The following is a 15,385-nucleotide window of genomic DNA, read 5'->3' as shown; positions in this document are numbered from 1 at the left end:
TTATTATAATGGATAAAACATGTTAAATCAACAAAAATATGATTCTAGCCCCGCTTTTTCCTGTTGTTCATTTGTCTTGTATCCGGATCGAACAAACTATAGACCACCGGAATCACGAAAATTGTCAGGAACGTACTGCTCAACAGTCCACCAATGACTGCCACTCCCATCGGCTGATTCATCTCGGTTCCTTCTCCTAGGCCCAGTGCAATGGGGATCAGGCCCAAGATTGTTGTCAAGGCGGTCATCAAAACTGGACGGACCCTGTCCTTGACAGATACGACAAGCGCTTCATAACTTGAAAGGCCTGCAGCTTTTCGCTGATTAATGTAGTCAACAATGACAATAGCGTTATTCACGACAATCCCCGCAAGAATAATAATCCCAATCATTGCAGGGATGCTAAGTGGGGTTTGCGTGATCACCAATGCGATCGTTACCCCGATAGCCATTAGCGGAACAGTGAACATAATGACAAAAGGGTACTTGAATGACTCAAACTGTGCAGCCATGACAATGTAGACAAGAACAACAGCCAAAACAAAGGCCATCATCATATCATTGATGGATTCTTCCAGAAGCTCTGTCTCGCCGCTATAAGTGATCTCCGTCTCAACAGGCAAATCCAAGTCCGCAATCACTTCGTCGACTTTTGCGGAGATATCCCCAATATTTGTATCCGTATCATATTTAAGTGTAAATTGGACAGAGTCCTGCTGATTGGTTCTTTGTATTTCTACCGGACTGTTTCCCAATTCTATATGAGCTATATCTTCTAATTCAGCATAGCTTCCATCAGGCTTTTGAATCAGCAGGCTTTTTAGTTGATTGATATTTCTGGTTATGTCTTCATTAAATCTTACAAATACACTATAGACATCGGAATCATCGCTAATGATCTGTGCCGCCTGCACCCCTCTTGTTGCATCATTGACAGTCGCAGCAATCTGAGCCGGAGAAAGGCCTTTCTCCAGTGCCTTTTCACGATCTGCGGTTATCTGTATTTCTTCTACAGTATTGCTTCTGCTTGTAGATAATTCTGTCACATGATCCAGTTTTTTTAATGCTTCATAAATTTGATCGGAACTATCGTCCAAGCGTATTTTATTCGTATCTGTCACATGAAACGTCAATGTTTGCGGCGTAATTCCAGAAGCAGCATCTACATTAAATTTAATGGCGGCCCCCTTTTGAACCTCCTCCACTTTTTCTTCAATTCTCGGTTGTAAATCATCGGTAAACGAAAATACAGACTGTTCTCTTTCGTCCAAGGGCTTCATTTTCACATACACTTCTGCTGTATTGCTTTTCGAGCCGCCCTGAAACGTTAACTCCTGCGTGGAACCGATTAAACTGACATACGCATCAACGCTTGTTTCCTCTTTTAATTCATGTTCGATCACTTCTACCGCTTTTTCGGTCTCTGTTAGGGCAGTACCGTCTTCCAATTCAAGGCTGATACTAAAAAACCCTTCATCGGTCGGCGGCAGAAACTGCATGCCTACCGTAAAGAGGCCAAGTCCTCCTCCTATAAATAAAAGAAAAGAGGTAAGCAATACAAGGAAACGATGGCGAAGGGACCAGCGCACACCTTTGTCCAAGAAGTTCATCGGCTTGGATCTGCGTCTCCGAGCTTCCATATCTCCTCTTGGCTTTTTCAGCCACTTACTTGCCATCATCGGGATGACTGTTAAAGCAACAAAAAGTGAAGCAAATAGACTGAAGGAAATGGTAAATGCAAATTCCTTAAACAACTGACCGAGCAAACCGCTTATAAAAACAACCGGCAAAAAGACAGCGACCGTTGTCAGGGTAGAGGCCGTGATCGCACTGGCAACCTCCTTTGCACCATCTCTAGCTGCAGTTTCCGGATCTTTCCCCATCGACAAATGCCTGTATATATTCTCAATGACCACAATGGCGTTGTCCACAAGCATCCCAATACCAAGAGCCAGTGCTCCCAGTGTCATAATGTTCAATGCAAAGTCTGCAAAATACATTAATACAAATGTGACTATCACCGAATAGGGAATGGCTACACCGACAATCAGCGGACTTTTAATATTCCTTAAAAACAGGAATAGAACCATCATGGCCAGCGCTCCCCCAACCACTAACGAGGAGGCAATATTTTGAATAGCCATCCGGATGTAATCACCCTGATCGAATAAAACATCTGATTCAATTTCTTTAAATTGATCTTTTTCCAATAAATCGTTCAATGCCTGCTGAAAATCCTTTGATACATCAGCAGTGTTGGCATCTGACTCTTGTAGGACACTCATTAGGACAGAAGGCTGCTCATTCGTTCTCGTGATGACTCCTTCTTCTTCTTTTTCCAGGTTTACTGCAGCTACATCTCCAATATGTATTTGATCCCCTGTTATTGGATTCACCGTAACTGCAAGTTCCTTTATTTCACCCACGGAATGGAGCGTACTGATGATTCTTGTGGTTAATTCTTTTCCATCCATATAAACGGTTTCCCCAGGCATTGAAACGTTATTTGCCTGGATTACGTTGACAATATCAGCCTGGGACAGACCGTATTCTTTTAATTTATTCTGGTCAAGGACAATATTCACTTCTTCTGTGATTTTTCCTGTTACATTGACACTCGCTACTCCTTCCACTCTATTCAGCTCTGTTGTCAATTGGTCTGCAAGGTTTCTTAATGATTCGTGATCTTGATCAGTCTTTAATGAAAGCTGGATGACCGGAAATTGTGCCGGATCAAATTTTAATAACCTTGGCTTGGTTACATCTGAAGGAATCGGAGTCTGATCCATTCGCTGCAAAATATCATTTTGCACATGATCAATAACGGTAGTCCATGAGAATTCTAGCAAAACTAAGCTTGATCCTTCTTCAGAAAACGATTGGATATTTTTTATTCCGGGAAGTGTTGACAAATTGGCTTCCAGTGGCTTGGAAACCTTCTCCACAACTTCAGTTGGACTAGCTCCTTCATAAGTGGTCACAACGACAGCAATAGGAGGATTGATATCAGGAATTAATTTTAATGGAATTTTCATGAGCGAAACTGCACCAAGGATGATGACCAAAAACATGGTAACGATTGTAAAAACAGGACGCCGAATGGCATAACCGCTTACATTCACAAGCTGATCTCCTTTCAGGATTTAAGAACGTTTTCTAAGTGTTCATTTTTAGCAGTTTTATTCCTTTCACAAATAAAGGGGATTATAAAACACGGCAAGTTCTCAGGAAAAAGAACAAGGCGTTGTGCCTTAAGCCAGATACAAGATAAATTCCAATAAATTATTCGACAGATATTCATGAGACCATATGATGTTGCTATTCCTTTTCAATGAAAACAGGTGGAAACATTTGTCCTCCACCTGTTACGGGAGACGGGAATACCGCCCATACCGACTATTGAATTTCCATCGGATCTTTCAAAGGAACCGATGGATTTTTATCTGTAAACCACCGCAGGGCAAATTCGTTTTCAAAAAGAAATACCGGATTGTCGAAACGGTCTTTTACAAGCAGGCTTCGCTGGCTTGACAGCCCTTCATCCACTTCCTCACTGTCTAACCAGCGGGCAATTTTGGAGCCCATCGATTCCATGATTACATCGGAGTTATATTCATTTTTCATACGATGAACAAAGACATCAAACTGAAGCTGGCCAACAGCACCCAAAATGTAATCTTCCATACGGTATGTCTTGAACAATTGAACGGCTCCCTCTTGCACAAGCTGATGGATGCCTTTATGGAAGCTTTTTTGCTTCATCACATTTTTGGCTGTTACTTTTGCAAACAGTTCTGGCGTAAATTGAGGAAGCTTTTCATACTGAATAATTTTCTTTCCTTCTGCAATGGTATCTCCAATCTGATAAGTTCCTGTGTCATAAATACCAATAATATCACCGCTCACCGCTCTGTTGACTGTACTGCGGTCATCCGCCAAAAACTGTGTTGATTGGGTTAATTTAAACTGTTTTCCAGTCCGTGAAAGGGTAACGGACATGCCCCTCTCAAATTCACCTGAACAGATTCTGAGGAAGGCGATACGGTCGCGATGAGCAGGATTCATATTCGCCTGTATTTTAAAAATAAAGCCAGAAAACCCCTTTGAAGCCGGGTCAATTTCTCCCTGATCCGAATTTCGCGGCTGAGGTGGAGGAGCAAATTGCAGGTATGTGTCAAGGAATGTCTGTACACCAAAGGCGGTCAAGGCACTTCCGAAAAATACCGGAGTCATTTTTCCTTCATTCAGTTTTTCAACAGAAAATTCATCGCCGGCTTCATCTAAAAGCAATACTTCCTCAAGCGCCTGACTGTATAAAGAAGTCTGTTTAATCGGATGATCCTCCATTACCTCTCCATTTTGATCCAATGTCAAAAATCGATGTTCAAGATCTGTCCGAAACAGTTCAATTCTATGATAATGACGGTCATAAATACCATAAAATTCTTTCCCCATCCCTATAGGCCAATTCATAGGATATGTCTCAATATCCAATACTTCTTCAATCTCTTCCAAAAGCTCCAGCGGTTCCCTTCCCTGGCGATCAAGTTTATTAATAAACGTAAAAATGGGAATACCTCGCATTCTACACACTTTAAATAACTTCAGCGTCTGCTCCTCAATCCCTTTTGCTGAATCGATAATCATCACTGCACTATCGACAGCCATCAGGGTTCGATACGTGTCTTCGCTGAAATCTTGATGTCCCGGTGTATCCAAAATATTAATACGAAAATCATTATATTGAAACTGCATCACGGAAGATGTTACTGAAATACCGCGCTGCTTTTCTATTTCCATCCAATCTGAAGTAGCAAACTTGCCTGTCTTTTTGCCTTTGACCGTTCCAGCGTCCCGGATAGCTCCGCCAAATAAAAGGAGTTTCTCCGTTAATGTCGTTTTTCCGGCATCCGGGTGAGAAATAATTGCAAATGTTCTTCGCGACTTCACTTCTTCTACTAATTGATTTGCCATGCTACATATCCTTTCAATTCAATCTCCTTTTCATCTTATTCCTCAGGAAAGCGAAATGCAATCCTGTTCATTTGCCAGTTTTTAAAATATAAGGCTTTCTTGAAGGTCAATGTTGAATGATAAGTAAAAAAAAAGACCTTCCCATTGTTTGGACATTCTATTCACTGACAGGGGCTTCCTACCTGCCAGAATTTACTGGTTGACCATTTACTTCCTCTATTCATTCAGGTTGTTTCGTTTGGCTCTGTTAAAGTAATTTTATTCATCCTCTATACCAGAATAAATGTTGGTATGGAGGGTATTGTAAAAGCAGGAAGGAGTGGATCATGATGAAACAAGAGGATATTGAAACATTAAGAGAGTTAATTAAAGATGTAGACACGGCCATGCTGACTACGGCTACTGAGGATGGGCTTGTTTCTCGGCCGATGAAAACACAAGAAGTAGAGTTTGATGGAGACTTATGGTTTTTCACTAAAAAAGAGACAAATAAATATGATGAAATCTTACACAATCAAGATGTAAATGTAGCATATGCAGGTAAATCCTATGTTTCCGTCCGTGGAAGAGCCGAAATCATTGAGGATTTAGACAAGAAAAAAGAATTATGGAGTAAAGTATACGATGAAATTATGCAAACTTCTTATGATGATCCAAACGTAATCTTGATAAAAGTTAAAGTGGAAGCAGCCGAATATTGGGAAGGAGGAAATTTTATAAAGAAGGCTGCCTATTACTACAAACGCATGATAGGCCAAAGTACTGAATCATCAGACATAAATAAAACAATTGAATTAGATCATTAAAAAACATAAAGGGTTGTCCGGTGATAGGACAATCCATTTTTCTGCTGCAATTAACAGTGCCAAATAAAAAAAGCATTCGCCGCAAAAACGCGGGAATGCTTCCTGGACTTATTTTACATCCTTGATCGAATCAGACATCGGTACTTCCAGTCTCGCGGCACGCCTTTTATTTGTTGCAATGACATAAATGGCTGCAAAAACAATTAGCAATGCGATCCATGATCCAAGGTTAAAGAGGCCTTTTTGGGAATACCACACAATCGAATAACCGATTGCCCCCGTAAATAATGCGTAATAAACAAAGGGGAACAGTGTTTTTCTAATCACTGTACCTTCTTTTCCAAGGAGTCCTACAACAGCCGATGCTGCAACAACATTATGAACACAAATCATATTTCCTGCCGCTCCCCCCACTGACTGCAAAGCAACAATCCAAGTAGGGTCCACTCCGATCTGAGATCCCACATCGTATTGGAAAAGGGAGAACATCATATTGCTTACCGTATTGCTCCCCGCAATAAAAGCACCAATTCCGCCAATGAAAGTGGCAAAGAAAGGCCAGTATTCTCCTGCAAGCGCCGCAACGCCATTTGCCAGTTCAATAGGCATGCGTTCATATCCTGCTGCACCCCCGCCGGTATTTAAGAAAACCTGAACCATCGGAACGGTAAAAATCAAAGCTGTGGACGCAGCCAATGCTGTTTTGCCAGATTGAGCCCAAGCTCTTTTGTATGCGCTTCCATCCATTCCGTGTAAGAAAAATGTAATTAAAGATACCAAAATAAAAATCGTACCAGGTGAATGAAGCGGCTGGAAGCTTGCTGTAATTCCTGAATCGAACATATTTTCAAAAGCGATTGTCCAAGACTGAGTCCATTCCAAAAATGGAAGGAACTTCAACCTTGTCAAGACAAGGAAAAGACCAACAAGAACATAGGGAGACCAAGCTTTAAGCATGCTCATGGATCCGCTTTTGTGTGCAATATCCTGCAAAGTGACTTTCCCCGTCCAGTCCGGATCCCATTTGGCCTCATCCTCAAAATTCCAGGTTTCTTCCTTTGGCGGTAAAAGGAATCCCTTTTTCGCAGCAGAGACAACGATCACCAACCCCAAAAGTCCGCCGGTCATGGAGGGGAATTCAGGTCCTAGCGTATTGGCTACAATTACGTAAGGAATCGTCATGGCAAATGCTGCAAAAAGGGCAAACTTCCATACCTTCAGTCCTTCAGTGAAAGACCTATTTTTCCCGAAAAATCTGGTCATCAACGAAACTACAAAAAGTGGTATGAACGTTCCTGCAATCAAGTGCAAAACAGCTGCTTTACCGCCGATCATGGTCACCAATTGGAGAAAATCATTGCTTATGCTCGGGTCTGCGGACAAACCTGTTTGAATCCCTACCAAAACAGGTGTTCCAACTGCACCGAATGTAACAGGTGTACTTTGGATGACCATTCCGGCCACTACTGCTGCCATGGCCGGAAAGCCCAATCCGACAAGCAAAGGGACAGCCACTGCAGCAGGCGTACCAAATCCGGCGGAACCCTCAATGAAAGAACCGAACAGCCAAGCGATGATGATCACTTGGATTCGCCTGTCCTCGGATATATCGGTAAATCCCTGGCGGATCGTTTTCATGCCTCCGCTTTCCTGCAAAGTATTCAATAATAATATGGCGCCAAAAATAATGTATAGCAGAGTCAGAGCCACGATGACTCCGTTAATTGTAGCAGCAGTTACATTTAACCCGGGAACCTTCCAGACAAAAAGTGCCAATACAACAGCCAAAACATAGGAAATCGGCATCGCCCTGCTGGCGGGCCACCTGAGACCAACAAGAAATACACCTACGGCAATAATGGGTAAAAGAGACAAAATAGCCAGCATACCAGTACTCATTTCGGTACTTTCCCCTTCCTTATAGAGATTGCCGGTTCATAGGTTGATCTGTTGTTTGTCAAGCAGGGAATGGAAACAAAGAATATTTGCAGGTATTCAATTATCAGGTTTCACTATGCTTTTTTCAGCTCCTGTTTCATTTCTGCGCATTTTCCGGGAGTCGGGAATAACTTTCCGGCATTCAACAGATTGTCTGGGTTAAAAACTTTCCTTATGTCTGTTTGTGCGCTGATCTCTTCATCCTTAAAGACAAAACGCATTTCTTCCCTTTTTTCAATCCCGACGCCGTGCTCGCCGGTAATCGTTCCTCCTGCATCCGCACATACTTTCAAACAAGCGCTTCCCACTTTTATTGCCCGCTCCGTTTCTCCCGGTATTCTGGAGTCAAATAAAACGAGCGGATGCAAATTCCCATCTCCGGCATGAAAAATGTTGGCTATCCGCAAACCTGAATCTTTGCTGATTTTATGAATTCTTCTCAATACCTCGGGGAGTTTACTTCTTGGAATAACGCCATCTTGTACGAGATAATCATGTGAAATGGCGCCCATGGCCCCAAATCCTGTTTTTCGGTTTGCCCACCACCTTTCTCTTTCTTCTTCATTTCTTGCAGCCCTTACCTCCCTTACATTCCGTTTTTTGCACACTTCAAGAATTTGATCGATCTGCTCTTGAATTCCTGCTTTAATTCCATCCACTTCAATAAGCAAAACCGCTTCTATATCTTTCGGATGTCCGACGGGAAAGGCAGCAGCTTCGACACCTTCAATAGCAATTTGATCCATCATTTCCAGAGCTGCAGGGACAATACCTGCCGAAATGATGTCTGATACCGCCTGGCTGCCATCTTCAATGTTGTCAAAATAGGCAAGAACTGTTTGCTTGGCTTCGGGATTTTTTAGAATACGGACCGTAATTTTCGTTACAATGCCCAAGGTTCCTTCGGATCCGGTCAACAGACCAAGCAAGTCATAGCCGGGCGCATCAGGGATCCCATTTTTCCCGATTTCTATGATTTCGCCGTTGGGTAACACGACCTCCAATCCCAATATATGATTCGTGGTCACCCCATATTTCAAGCAATGTGCCCCGCCGGCATTTTCGGCTACATTTCCGCCAATTGTACAGCAATATTGGCTCGATGGATCAGGGGCATAATAATACTCTTTATCCGATACAGCGTTTGTAAGCTTTAAATTGATAAACCCGGGTTCAACGACCGCTCTCCTGTTTTCCAGATCAACGCTCAGCAGCCTCTTCATCCTTGTTAAACTAATAATGACTTCCCCATTGATCGGGATAGCTCCTCCGCTTAAGCCGGTCCCTGCCCCCCTTGCCAGGAATGGCAATCCGTTCTCTGAGCAATATTTAACAACTGCTGCTACTTCCTCTGTATTTTTTGGAAAAACCACAGCTTTGGGTAAATGTTTTTGAACCGTGAAGCCGTCACAATCATAAGCTGCCAAGTCTGCTTTTTTATAAAGAATGGAACGAGGACCTGAAACAAGTCTTGCCAGCTGAACAATGTGCCTGTCTTGAACAGGAACTTTAATGGCCAACACCTTCAACCTCCCCGTTTTCCTTTTGATAGGCCCAATCCAAAAGCTGGATGGTGTGGACAACTTTTTGGTTGCGGCCATACTTTTGAACACCAAGGGCCATTTGAAGCATACAACCAGGATTGCCCATCGAAATCAATTCCACTTCTTCCGGAACATTTTCCATTTTGCTTTCAAGAATGGCATCAGCCATTTCAGGATTGGTAATATTATAAATCCCGGCACTTCCACAGCAGCGATCTGCATTGGGCATGTGTACCATTTTCACACCGGGAATATTCAGCAGGAGCTCCCGCGGTTGTTCACGGACTCCCTGCCCGTGAGCTAAATGGCAGGCGTCATGATAAGTAATTGTCGTATCTATGCTGGCCTCAGGAACATCATATCCCGTATCATAAAGGTACTTTGCTATATCCACCACTTTATTTGAGAATGCTTCTGCTCTGGTTTTCCATTCAGGATCATTCCGAAATAATTCATGGTATTCCTTCATCATTGAACCGCATCCGGCTGCATTGACGACCACCGTTTCCGCTTCTTCAAACGCCTCTATATTTTGCTTGGCCAACCTGCGGCCCATCTCCCGGTCGCCGGCATGGACATGTAGTGCTCCACAGCATGTTTGGCCGGGAGGTATGGTTACGGCATTTCCATTTCTGGTCAACACATGAATGGTTGACTGATTGATATCACTGAACATGAGATCCATGACACATCCAGTCAGTATAGCCACTTCTGCTTTTTGTTCGCCTTTGGCCTCAATGACCTTTTCTCCTTGGTATTTTTCCCGTACCGGCTGGCCTATTTTCGGCAGGACACCTTCCATTTCTCCGAGATGGTCTGGCAGGATATGGGTTAAACGGGTTTTGCGAACAATTGTCTGCACACCGCTCTTCTGATAGAATTTCAGCAAGCTGCCCAGCTTGTTCATACGGTTTGGATAAGGAAACATACCTTTCAAAAAGAAATTGTTAATGGTCTTCTTGAGGCCTGTTAGAGGCATTGCCTGGCGGATTTGTCCTCTCGCTTCTTCAATCAGGCCCCCGACATTTACATCCGCCGGGCAGGCCGTAGTGCATGCCCGGCAGTCCAGGCAGTCAAAAACGGGATCAATCAGCTCCTCATTCACCTCGAGGTGGCCCTCAGCAACCGACTGAATCAGATGTACCCTGCCTCTTGGAGAATGCTGTTCTTGGCCTGTTATCTCATACGTAGGGCATGATTCGAGGCACATGCCGCAATGAACGCAGTCGGCCCATTTATTGGGATCCGGGGGATCGTTCCAAAGATAGTTTCCTAAACTGATAGAGGTACAGGCCGGTTCTGGATTTTTCTGTTTTTCTGTAACAGTCACTATTAAATCCCTCCCAAAAATCTTTGTGGATTCAAAATCCTTTTGGGATCAATCGTCTTTTTAATACCTTCCATAAGGAAAAAATAAGGCGGCTTTTCTCCCCACACATCTATCTCTTTGCGGTATTCCAGCGGTAAATGGGTGACCGTCGCATATCCTCCCTTTTCCTCAGCTTTTTTTCTTAATTGCAAGATTGCATCGGAAACCAAACCCGGCTTCCCTTTCAAATAGACTTTGCACAGTCCATGGCCCAATCCTCCATGGGCTTGGATATCCAAGCTTCCGGGATTTTCCAGTTTCATCGTTTCCTCTATGATGCTTAGCACGTCCATATTTACTGCTCCAATTTTCATAGTGGACTGTAATAGATCCGAGGATTCTTTCAGCGGATACTCATAAAACCGCTTCCATACTTCTTGAGAATCCTTTTCGGAGAAAATCCTGATTTCCGCTGCATCCGGTTTCATATCTTTTATACGATTCTCTTGATATAAGACGGAGCTTTCCACATCTTCAAAGGCAATGGCCAGTGCGGTATTTCGGATTCCGTCCAACGTTTCAACAAGAGCAGGGTTCATCAACTCCAATGCCACCGGTTCAATCATCGAATCAAGTAGACTTGCGGAAAATTGCTTGATTATATCGAGGCTATCTTCTGGAATTGTCAGCAGCACAAGGCTTTCACATTTTGGGATCGGCCTTAGTTTAAATGTGACTTCAGATATTACACCAAGCGTTCCCATAGAACCGATAAATAATTTATTCATATCATATCCAGCCACATTTTTAACAACCTTTCCGCCTGTACGAATCAATTTTCCATCCGGATAAATGATTCTCATTCCAATAACCGAATCCCTTGCCGAGCCATATCCTAACCTTTTGGGTCCGCTGTCATTGGCTGCAATTACACCTCCAACTGTTGAGGCAGATGGGGTAAATGGATCGATCGGAACTTTTTGGTTATATTGTGCAAGGTAGTTCTGAAGTTCACTAAAACGGGTACCAGCTTTCACCGTGACGGTCATATCTCCTGGCACATGCTCCACAATTCCATGATAATTTTTCATACAAAGCAAAATATCTGTGCTTTCAATCAGGCCCCCGTACCCTCTCTTCGTACCCGCCCCCATAATCGAAACTGTTTGGTCCGTTTGATTGGCATATGATAATAGCTTTGCTGTTTCCTCTTCAGTTTGAGGGGAAACGATCACATTTCCTCCGTTTCCGAGTTGGTCACGTATGACACGATCGGTTATTCGCTCTTCCGGAATAACCGACTTTAATTCATCCAACACACTTGTTGTTTGGATTGGACCCACCTCCATTTATGTAAAAATTTCCTGTTTTCTTCATTAAAACACTAAATTTACCTATATTCAATAAGTGATTTGAATATACAATTTTATCTTACTTCAGGAAAAACCTTGCCTTATTATTTATTAATTTTTATCATTGGCTTCTCTGTAAATCATTATTTTTTAATGATTTCCTCTATTTTCCATCATCATTTTATTATTTTGAAGAACTTACTTTATCTTATAGATTAAATCTGCTATGCCTTACCAAAATTCAGAAGCCATGAATAGTATAGGTTATGAAAAAAATACAAAAGCAGATTACATGTGATATGCCTGCCTGACATTAAGCATTTGCATCTTTTCGGGCAAAATAATAGTCTTTTTTCTATCGAAGTTCCCCTCTAATGGTCACATGTAATCAAGATGGCTTGATTCTATTCATGATGGTTTTTTAAAAGCATATAAAAATAAACCATCAGTCCTATCAATTTTTCCAATAATACAAACATTCTGAAATAATTGATTTTAAATAGATGACATTTTAAAATCGTACATACAACTTTGAAAGCTGATTGAATGCGCTTTCAAACATTTAGGAGGTTATCAGATGGAACAGCGTGAGCAGTTGGCGAAGTCGTTAAAACCTCATTGGGTTTGGGCCATTGCATTTGGTTCGGCTATCGGCTGGGGTGCCTTTGTTTTGCCGGTTGATTGGATGGGGATGGCCGGCCCGCTTGGGGTTATAATTGGTTATTCCATAGGCGCCCTTCTTATGATTCTCATAGGAGTATGTTATGGATATTTAATTGAAAGACTGCCAGTTTCCGGAGGGGAATTCGTTTATTCGTATTACGGTTTAGGCAGGTACCATGCCTTTTTCTGCGGCTGGTTTCTAACACTGGGCTATATGTCTATCGTTGCATTAAATGCCTCTGCCCTTGCACTTCTGGGAAAGTTTATTTTTCCTTCAATCGTGGAAGTCGGACATCTGTACACAATTGCCGGGTGGAAAGTGTACGCTGGAGAAACCATTCTTGCCTGCTCGGCTTTAGTTATTTTCGCCTTTTTGAATATACGCGGGACAAGCCTGTCCGGTTTTTCTCAATTCATTTTTTGTAACGGACTGGTTGGAGGTGTTATTTTACTGACTATCGCCATGTTTATGCATCCAACAAGTTCTCCTGCCCACCTGCAGCCTCTTTTCAATCCTGACAAACCGGTTATTGTTTCCATTCTGGCCATCGTTGCAATTGCTCCGTGGGCTTACGTTGGATTCGGCAATATCCCTCAGGCTGCCGAGGAGTTCGATTTTCATCCAAGAAAATCTTTTTCATTGATTGTAACCGCCTTGCTTTGTTCAGGATTAACATATTCGGTTATGATTATCGCTACTGGCGTAGGTATGCCATGGACAAGCGCCGTGGATGCCGGATATGTTTGGGGAACAGGTGTTATCGTTGAAAATGCCTATGGGAAAATCGGAGTCTCCTTGCTGACATTTGCATTGCTGATGGGTATCTTTACAGGGTTGAACGGGTTTTATGTATCGACAAGCCGCCTGCTGTTTGCCATGGGGAGGGCAAAAATCCTTCCAATTGGCTTTGCTAAGTTACATTCAAAACACAAAACCCCGTATATGGGAATCTTTTTTACAATGGCTGTTACTCTCTCGGCTCCCTTCTTTGGACGGGAAGCACTTTTGTGGGTCGTTGACATGGCCTCCCTCGGGGTTACCATTGCCTACTTTTATGCATGTTTTGTTGCTTATCGGCTCTTTAATTGGTCTGAACAGCCAAGCAGCCAAAAAGAACAACTGATCGTAGCACCCTGGAAGAAGTTCTTCTCATTGCTGGGAGTCATTTGCAGTTCTTCATTTTTCTTGCTTTTGGTTGTCCCGGGCTCCCCTGGATTTCTAAGTAAGCCGTCATGGATTGCTTTACTTGTTTGGATCGCCCTTGGGGCCATATTCTTTCTCACAAGGTTTAAATATTATAAAGAAATTCCGGATGAGGCATTGGATCAATATATTCTGGGAGATCACCAGAAGAACGATAATGAACGCCCATCTGCGCCACACAAGCCAACGGCTTCTGCAACAAAAGTGACATCTTCATAAGGAACAGGAAATTGAAGGAAATGTTTATAAAATAAGAGTACAGAAGTTCACTCCATTCCGGAAGCATTGATCAGCATCCAATGCTTCTTTTTATTGAAATCTCATAGCATTAAAAATAAACCAAGGATCTTCCTGTATGATCTTTTACTCTATTTTAATGAAAAATCTTATGACATCTATAGTTTTTTGTAATGAACAATCTGTTGATAATTTGCACCGTAAATAATATAATTTGATTAATCTCTACCCAGTCTTCTCTTCATAGTAAGCGCTATCATAAATGTAAAGTCCTCCTATTTCCACTCGTACACATCATCAATGAAAATTTCTTGAAAAGATTCATATTTGTTACACGGAAACATATATAGAGTTAGATATCATTGAACCTCAGAAATTCAACAAGTGGATTTGAGTCAGCGCATCACACCAAATGACAGAATCTTGGAAAATTAATCCGGTTATGATAGGGGTGAAGTTTCATGAATGGTAATGCCGACAAAAAAATCGATGAAGAAATGTATCAGCTTTACGAGCCTTCTCAATTACAAGGTACTAAAAGTGAAGAACCTGAAAAGAAAAAAAAGAAAATCCCGCATGAAGTACTTATTATGTGGGGATCGGTCGTTACTGTATTTTTGGCATGGTATGTTGTTACAAAACTAAACCTTTTCTCTGAAGTTTTCATTCCATCTCCAGCTAAAACATGGGCAGCTTTTATGGACCTGCTAGTCAATGGTTATAAAGGAAATAGCTTAGTCTATCATTTGTTTGACAGTCTTTATAGATTAGCATCCGCCTTTTTTCTTGCGCTAATCACAGCAGTCCCTTTAGGCCTGTTGAGCGGGTATTCATCAAAAATTAGAGCTGCCTTGGACCCCATCTTAGAATTCTATCGCCCTCTTCCTCCCTTGTCATACTACACATTATTAATCTTATGGTTTGGAATAGGTGATTTATCAAAAGTAGCTTTATTATATCTGGCTGCATTTGCACCCATGTATATAGCTTCTGTATCCGGAGTAAAAGGAGTATTGGAAGATCGGATTCATTCTGCAGCATCTCTTGGTGCCAATAAATGGTAGACCTTTCGATATGTTATTTTCCCTTCCTGTTTACCGGAAATATTCACCGGATTAAGGACAGCCATTGGGTTTGCCTATACCACCCTGGTAGCTTCGGAAATGGTTGCTGCAGTATCGGGTATTGGCTGGTTAGTCCTGGATGCAAGTAAATACTTGCGAAGTGACATTATGTATGTCGGCATTATACTAATGGGTGTGACTGGTATCTTACTAGATAGAATTATTCGCTTAATTGAAGCAAAGACAATTCCTTGGAAAGGCAAAGATTAAATTCGGGGGGGGGGGGGGCATTGG

The 15,385-nt window shown here is 42.3% G+C and carries 8 protein-coding genes and 1 pseudogene; 3 read left to right on the top strand and 6 right to left on the bottom strand.

Annotated elements, in window-relative coordinates:
• Positions 1–44: 44 nt before the first annotated feature.
• Both ACFSCZ_RS02945 and ACFSCZ_RS02940 read right to left on the bottom strand, forming a co-directional pair.
• Positions 45–3,122, bottom strand: a complete 3,078-nt coding sequence (locus ACFSCZ_RS02945; RefSeq protein WP_380772251.1) for an efflux RND transporter permease subunit — start codon at positions 3,120–3,122, stop codon at positions 45–47.
• Positions 3,123–3,396: 274 nt separating this feature from the next.
• Positions 3,397–4,974, bottom strand: a complete 1,578-nt coding sequence (locus ACFSCZ_RS02940; RefSeq protein WP_380772250.1) for a peptide chain release factor 3 — start codon at positions 4,972–4,974, stop codon at positions 3,397–3,399.
• A 326-nt stretch (positions 4,975–5,300) separates the two neighbouring features.
• On the opposite strand from ACFSCZ_RS02940, the gene ACFSCZ_RS02935 reads away from it, so the two are divergent.
• On the top strand, positions 5,301–5,780 hold the full coding sequence (locus tag ACFSCZ_RS02935; RefSeq protein WP_380772249.1) for a pyridoxamine 5'-phosphate oxidase family protein: 480 nt from the start codon (positions 5,301–5,303) through the stop codon (positions 5,778–5,780).
• Positions 5,781–5,888: 108 nt separating this feature from the next.
• Here the strand turns inward: ACFSCZ_RS02935 and ACFSCZ_RS02930 are convergent, their stop codons facing one another.
• The 4 genes from ACFSCZ_RS02930 to ACFSCZ_RS02915 form a co-directional block, all read right to left on the bottom strand.
• Positions 5,889–7,679 (bottom strand): L-lactate permease, encoded by a 1,791-nt coding sequence (locus tag ACFSCZ_RS02930; RefSeq protein WP_380772248.1) that lies wholly within the window; start codon positions 7,677–7,679, stop codon positions 5,889–5,891.
• 113 nt (positions 7,680–7,792) lie between these two features.
• Positions 7,793–9,232 carry an FAD-binding oxidoreductase gene (locus ACFSCZ_RS02925; RefSeq protein WP_380772487.1) on the bottom strand — a complete coding sequence of 480 codons (1,440 nt, stop codon included), beginning with the start codon at positions 9,230–9,232 and terminating at the stop codon, positions 7,793–7,795.
• Positions 9,228–10,592, bottom strand: a complete 1,365-nt coding sequence (locus ACFSCZ_RS02920; RefSeq protein ID WP_380772247.1) for a (Fe-S)-binding protein — start codon at positions 10,590–10,592, stop codon at positions 9,228–9,230. Before ACFSCZ_RS02920 ends, ACFSCZ_RS02925 begins: the two co-directional genes overlap by 5 nt.
• A gap of 2 nt (positions 10,593–10,594) precedes the next feature.
• Positions 10,595–11,920, bottom strand: a complete 1,326-nt coding sequence (locus ACFSCZ_RS02915; RefSeq protein ID WP_380772246.1) for an FAD-binding oxidoreductase — start codon at positions 11,918–11,920, stop codon at positions 10,595–10,597.
• Positions 11,921–12,500: 580 nt separating this feature from the next.
• On the opposite strand from ACFSCZ_RS02915, the gene ACFSCZ_RS02910 reads away from it, so the two are divergent.
• Complete coding sequence (locus ACFSCZ_RS02910; RefSeq protein ID WP_380772245.1) at positions 12,501–14,009, top strand: APC family permease; 1,509 nt, start codon at positions 12,501–12,503, stop codon at positions 14,007–14,009.
• Between the two features lie 479 nt (positions 14,010–14,488).
• Positions 14,489–15,361: pseudogene (locus ACFSCZ_RS02905) on the top strand (ABC transporter permease).
• Positions 15,362–15,385 lie beyond the last annotated feature (24 nt).

The organism is Siminovitchia sediminis (genome assembly GCF_042680885.1).
GTDB lineage: Bacteria > Bacillota > Bacilli > Bacillales > Bacillaceae_C > Siminovitchia > Siminovitchia sediminis.
Note: the sequence above shows the minus strand (reverse complement) of the source record. Positions and strands in the feature narration are given on the sequence as shown.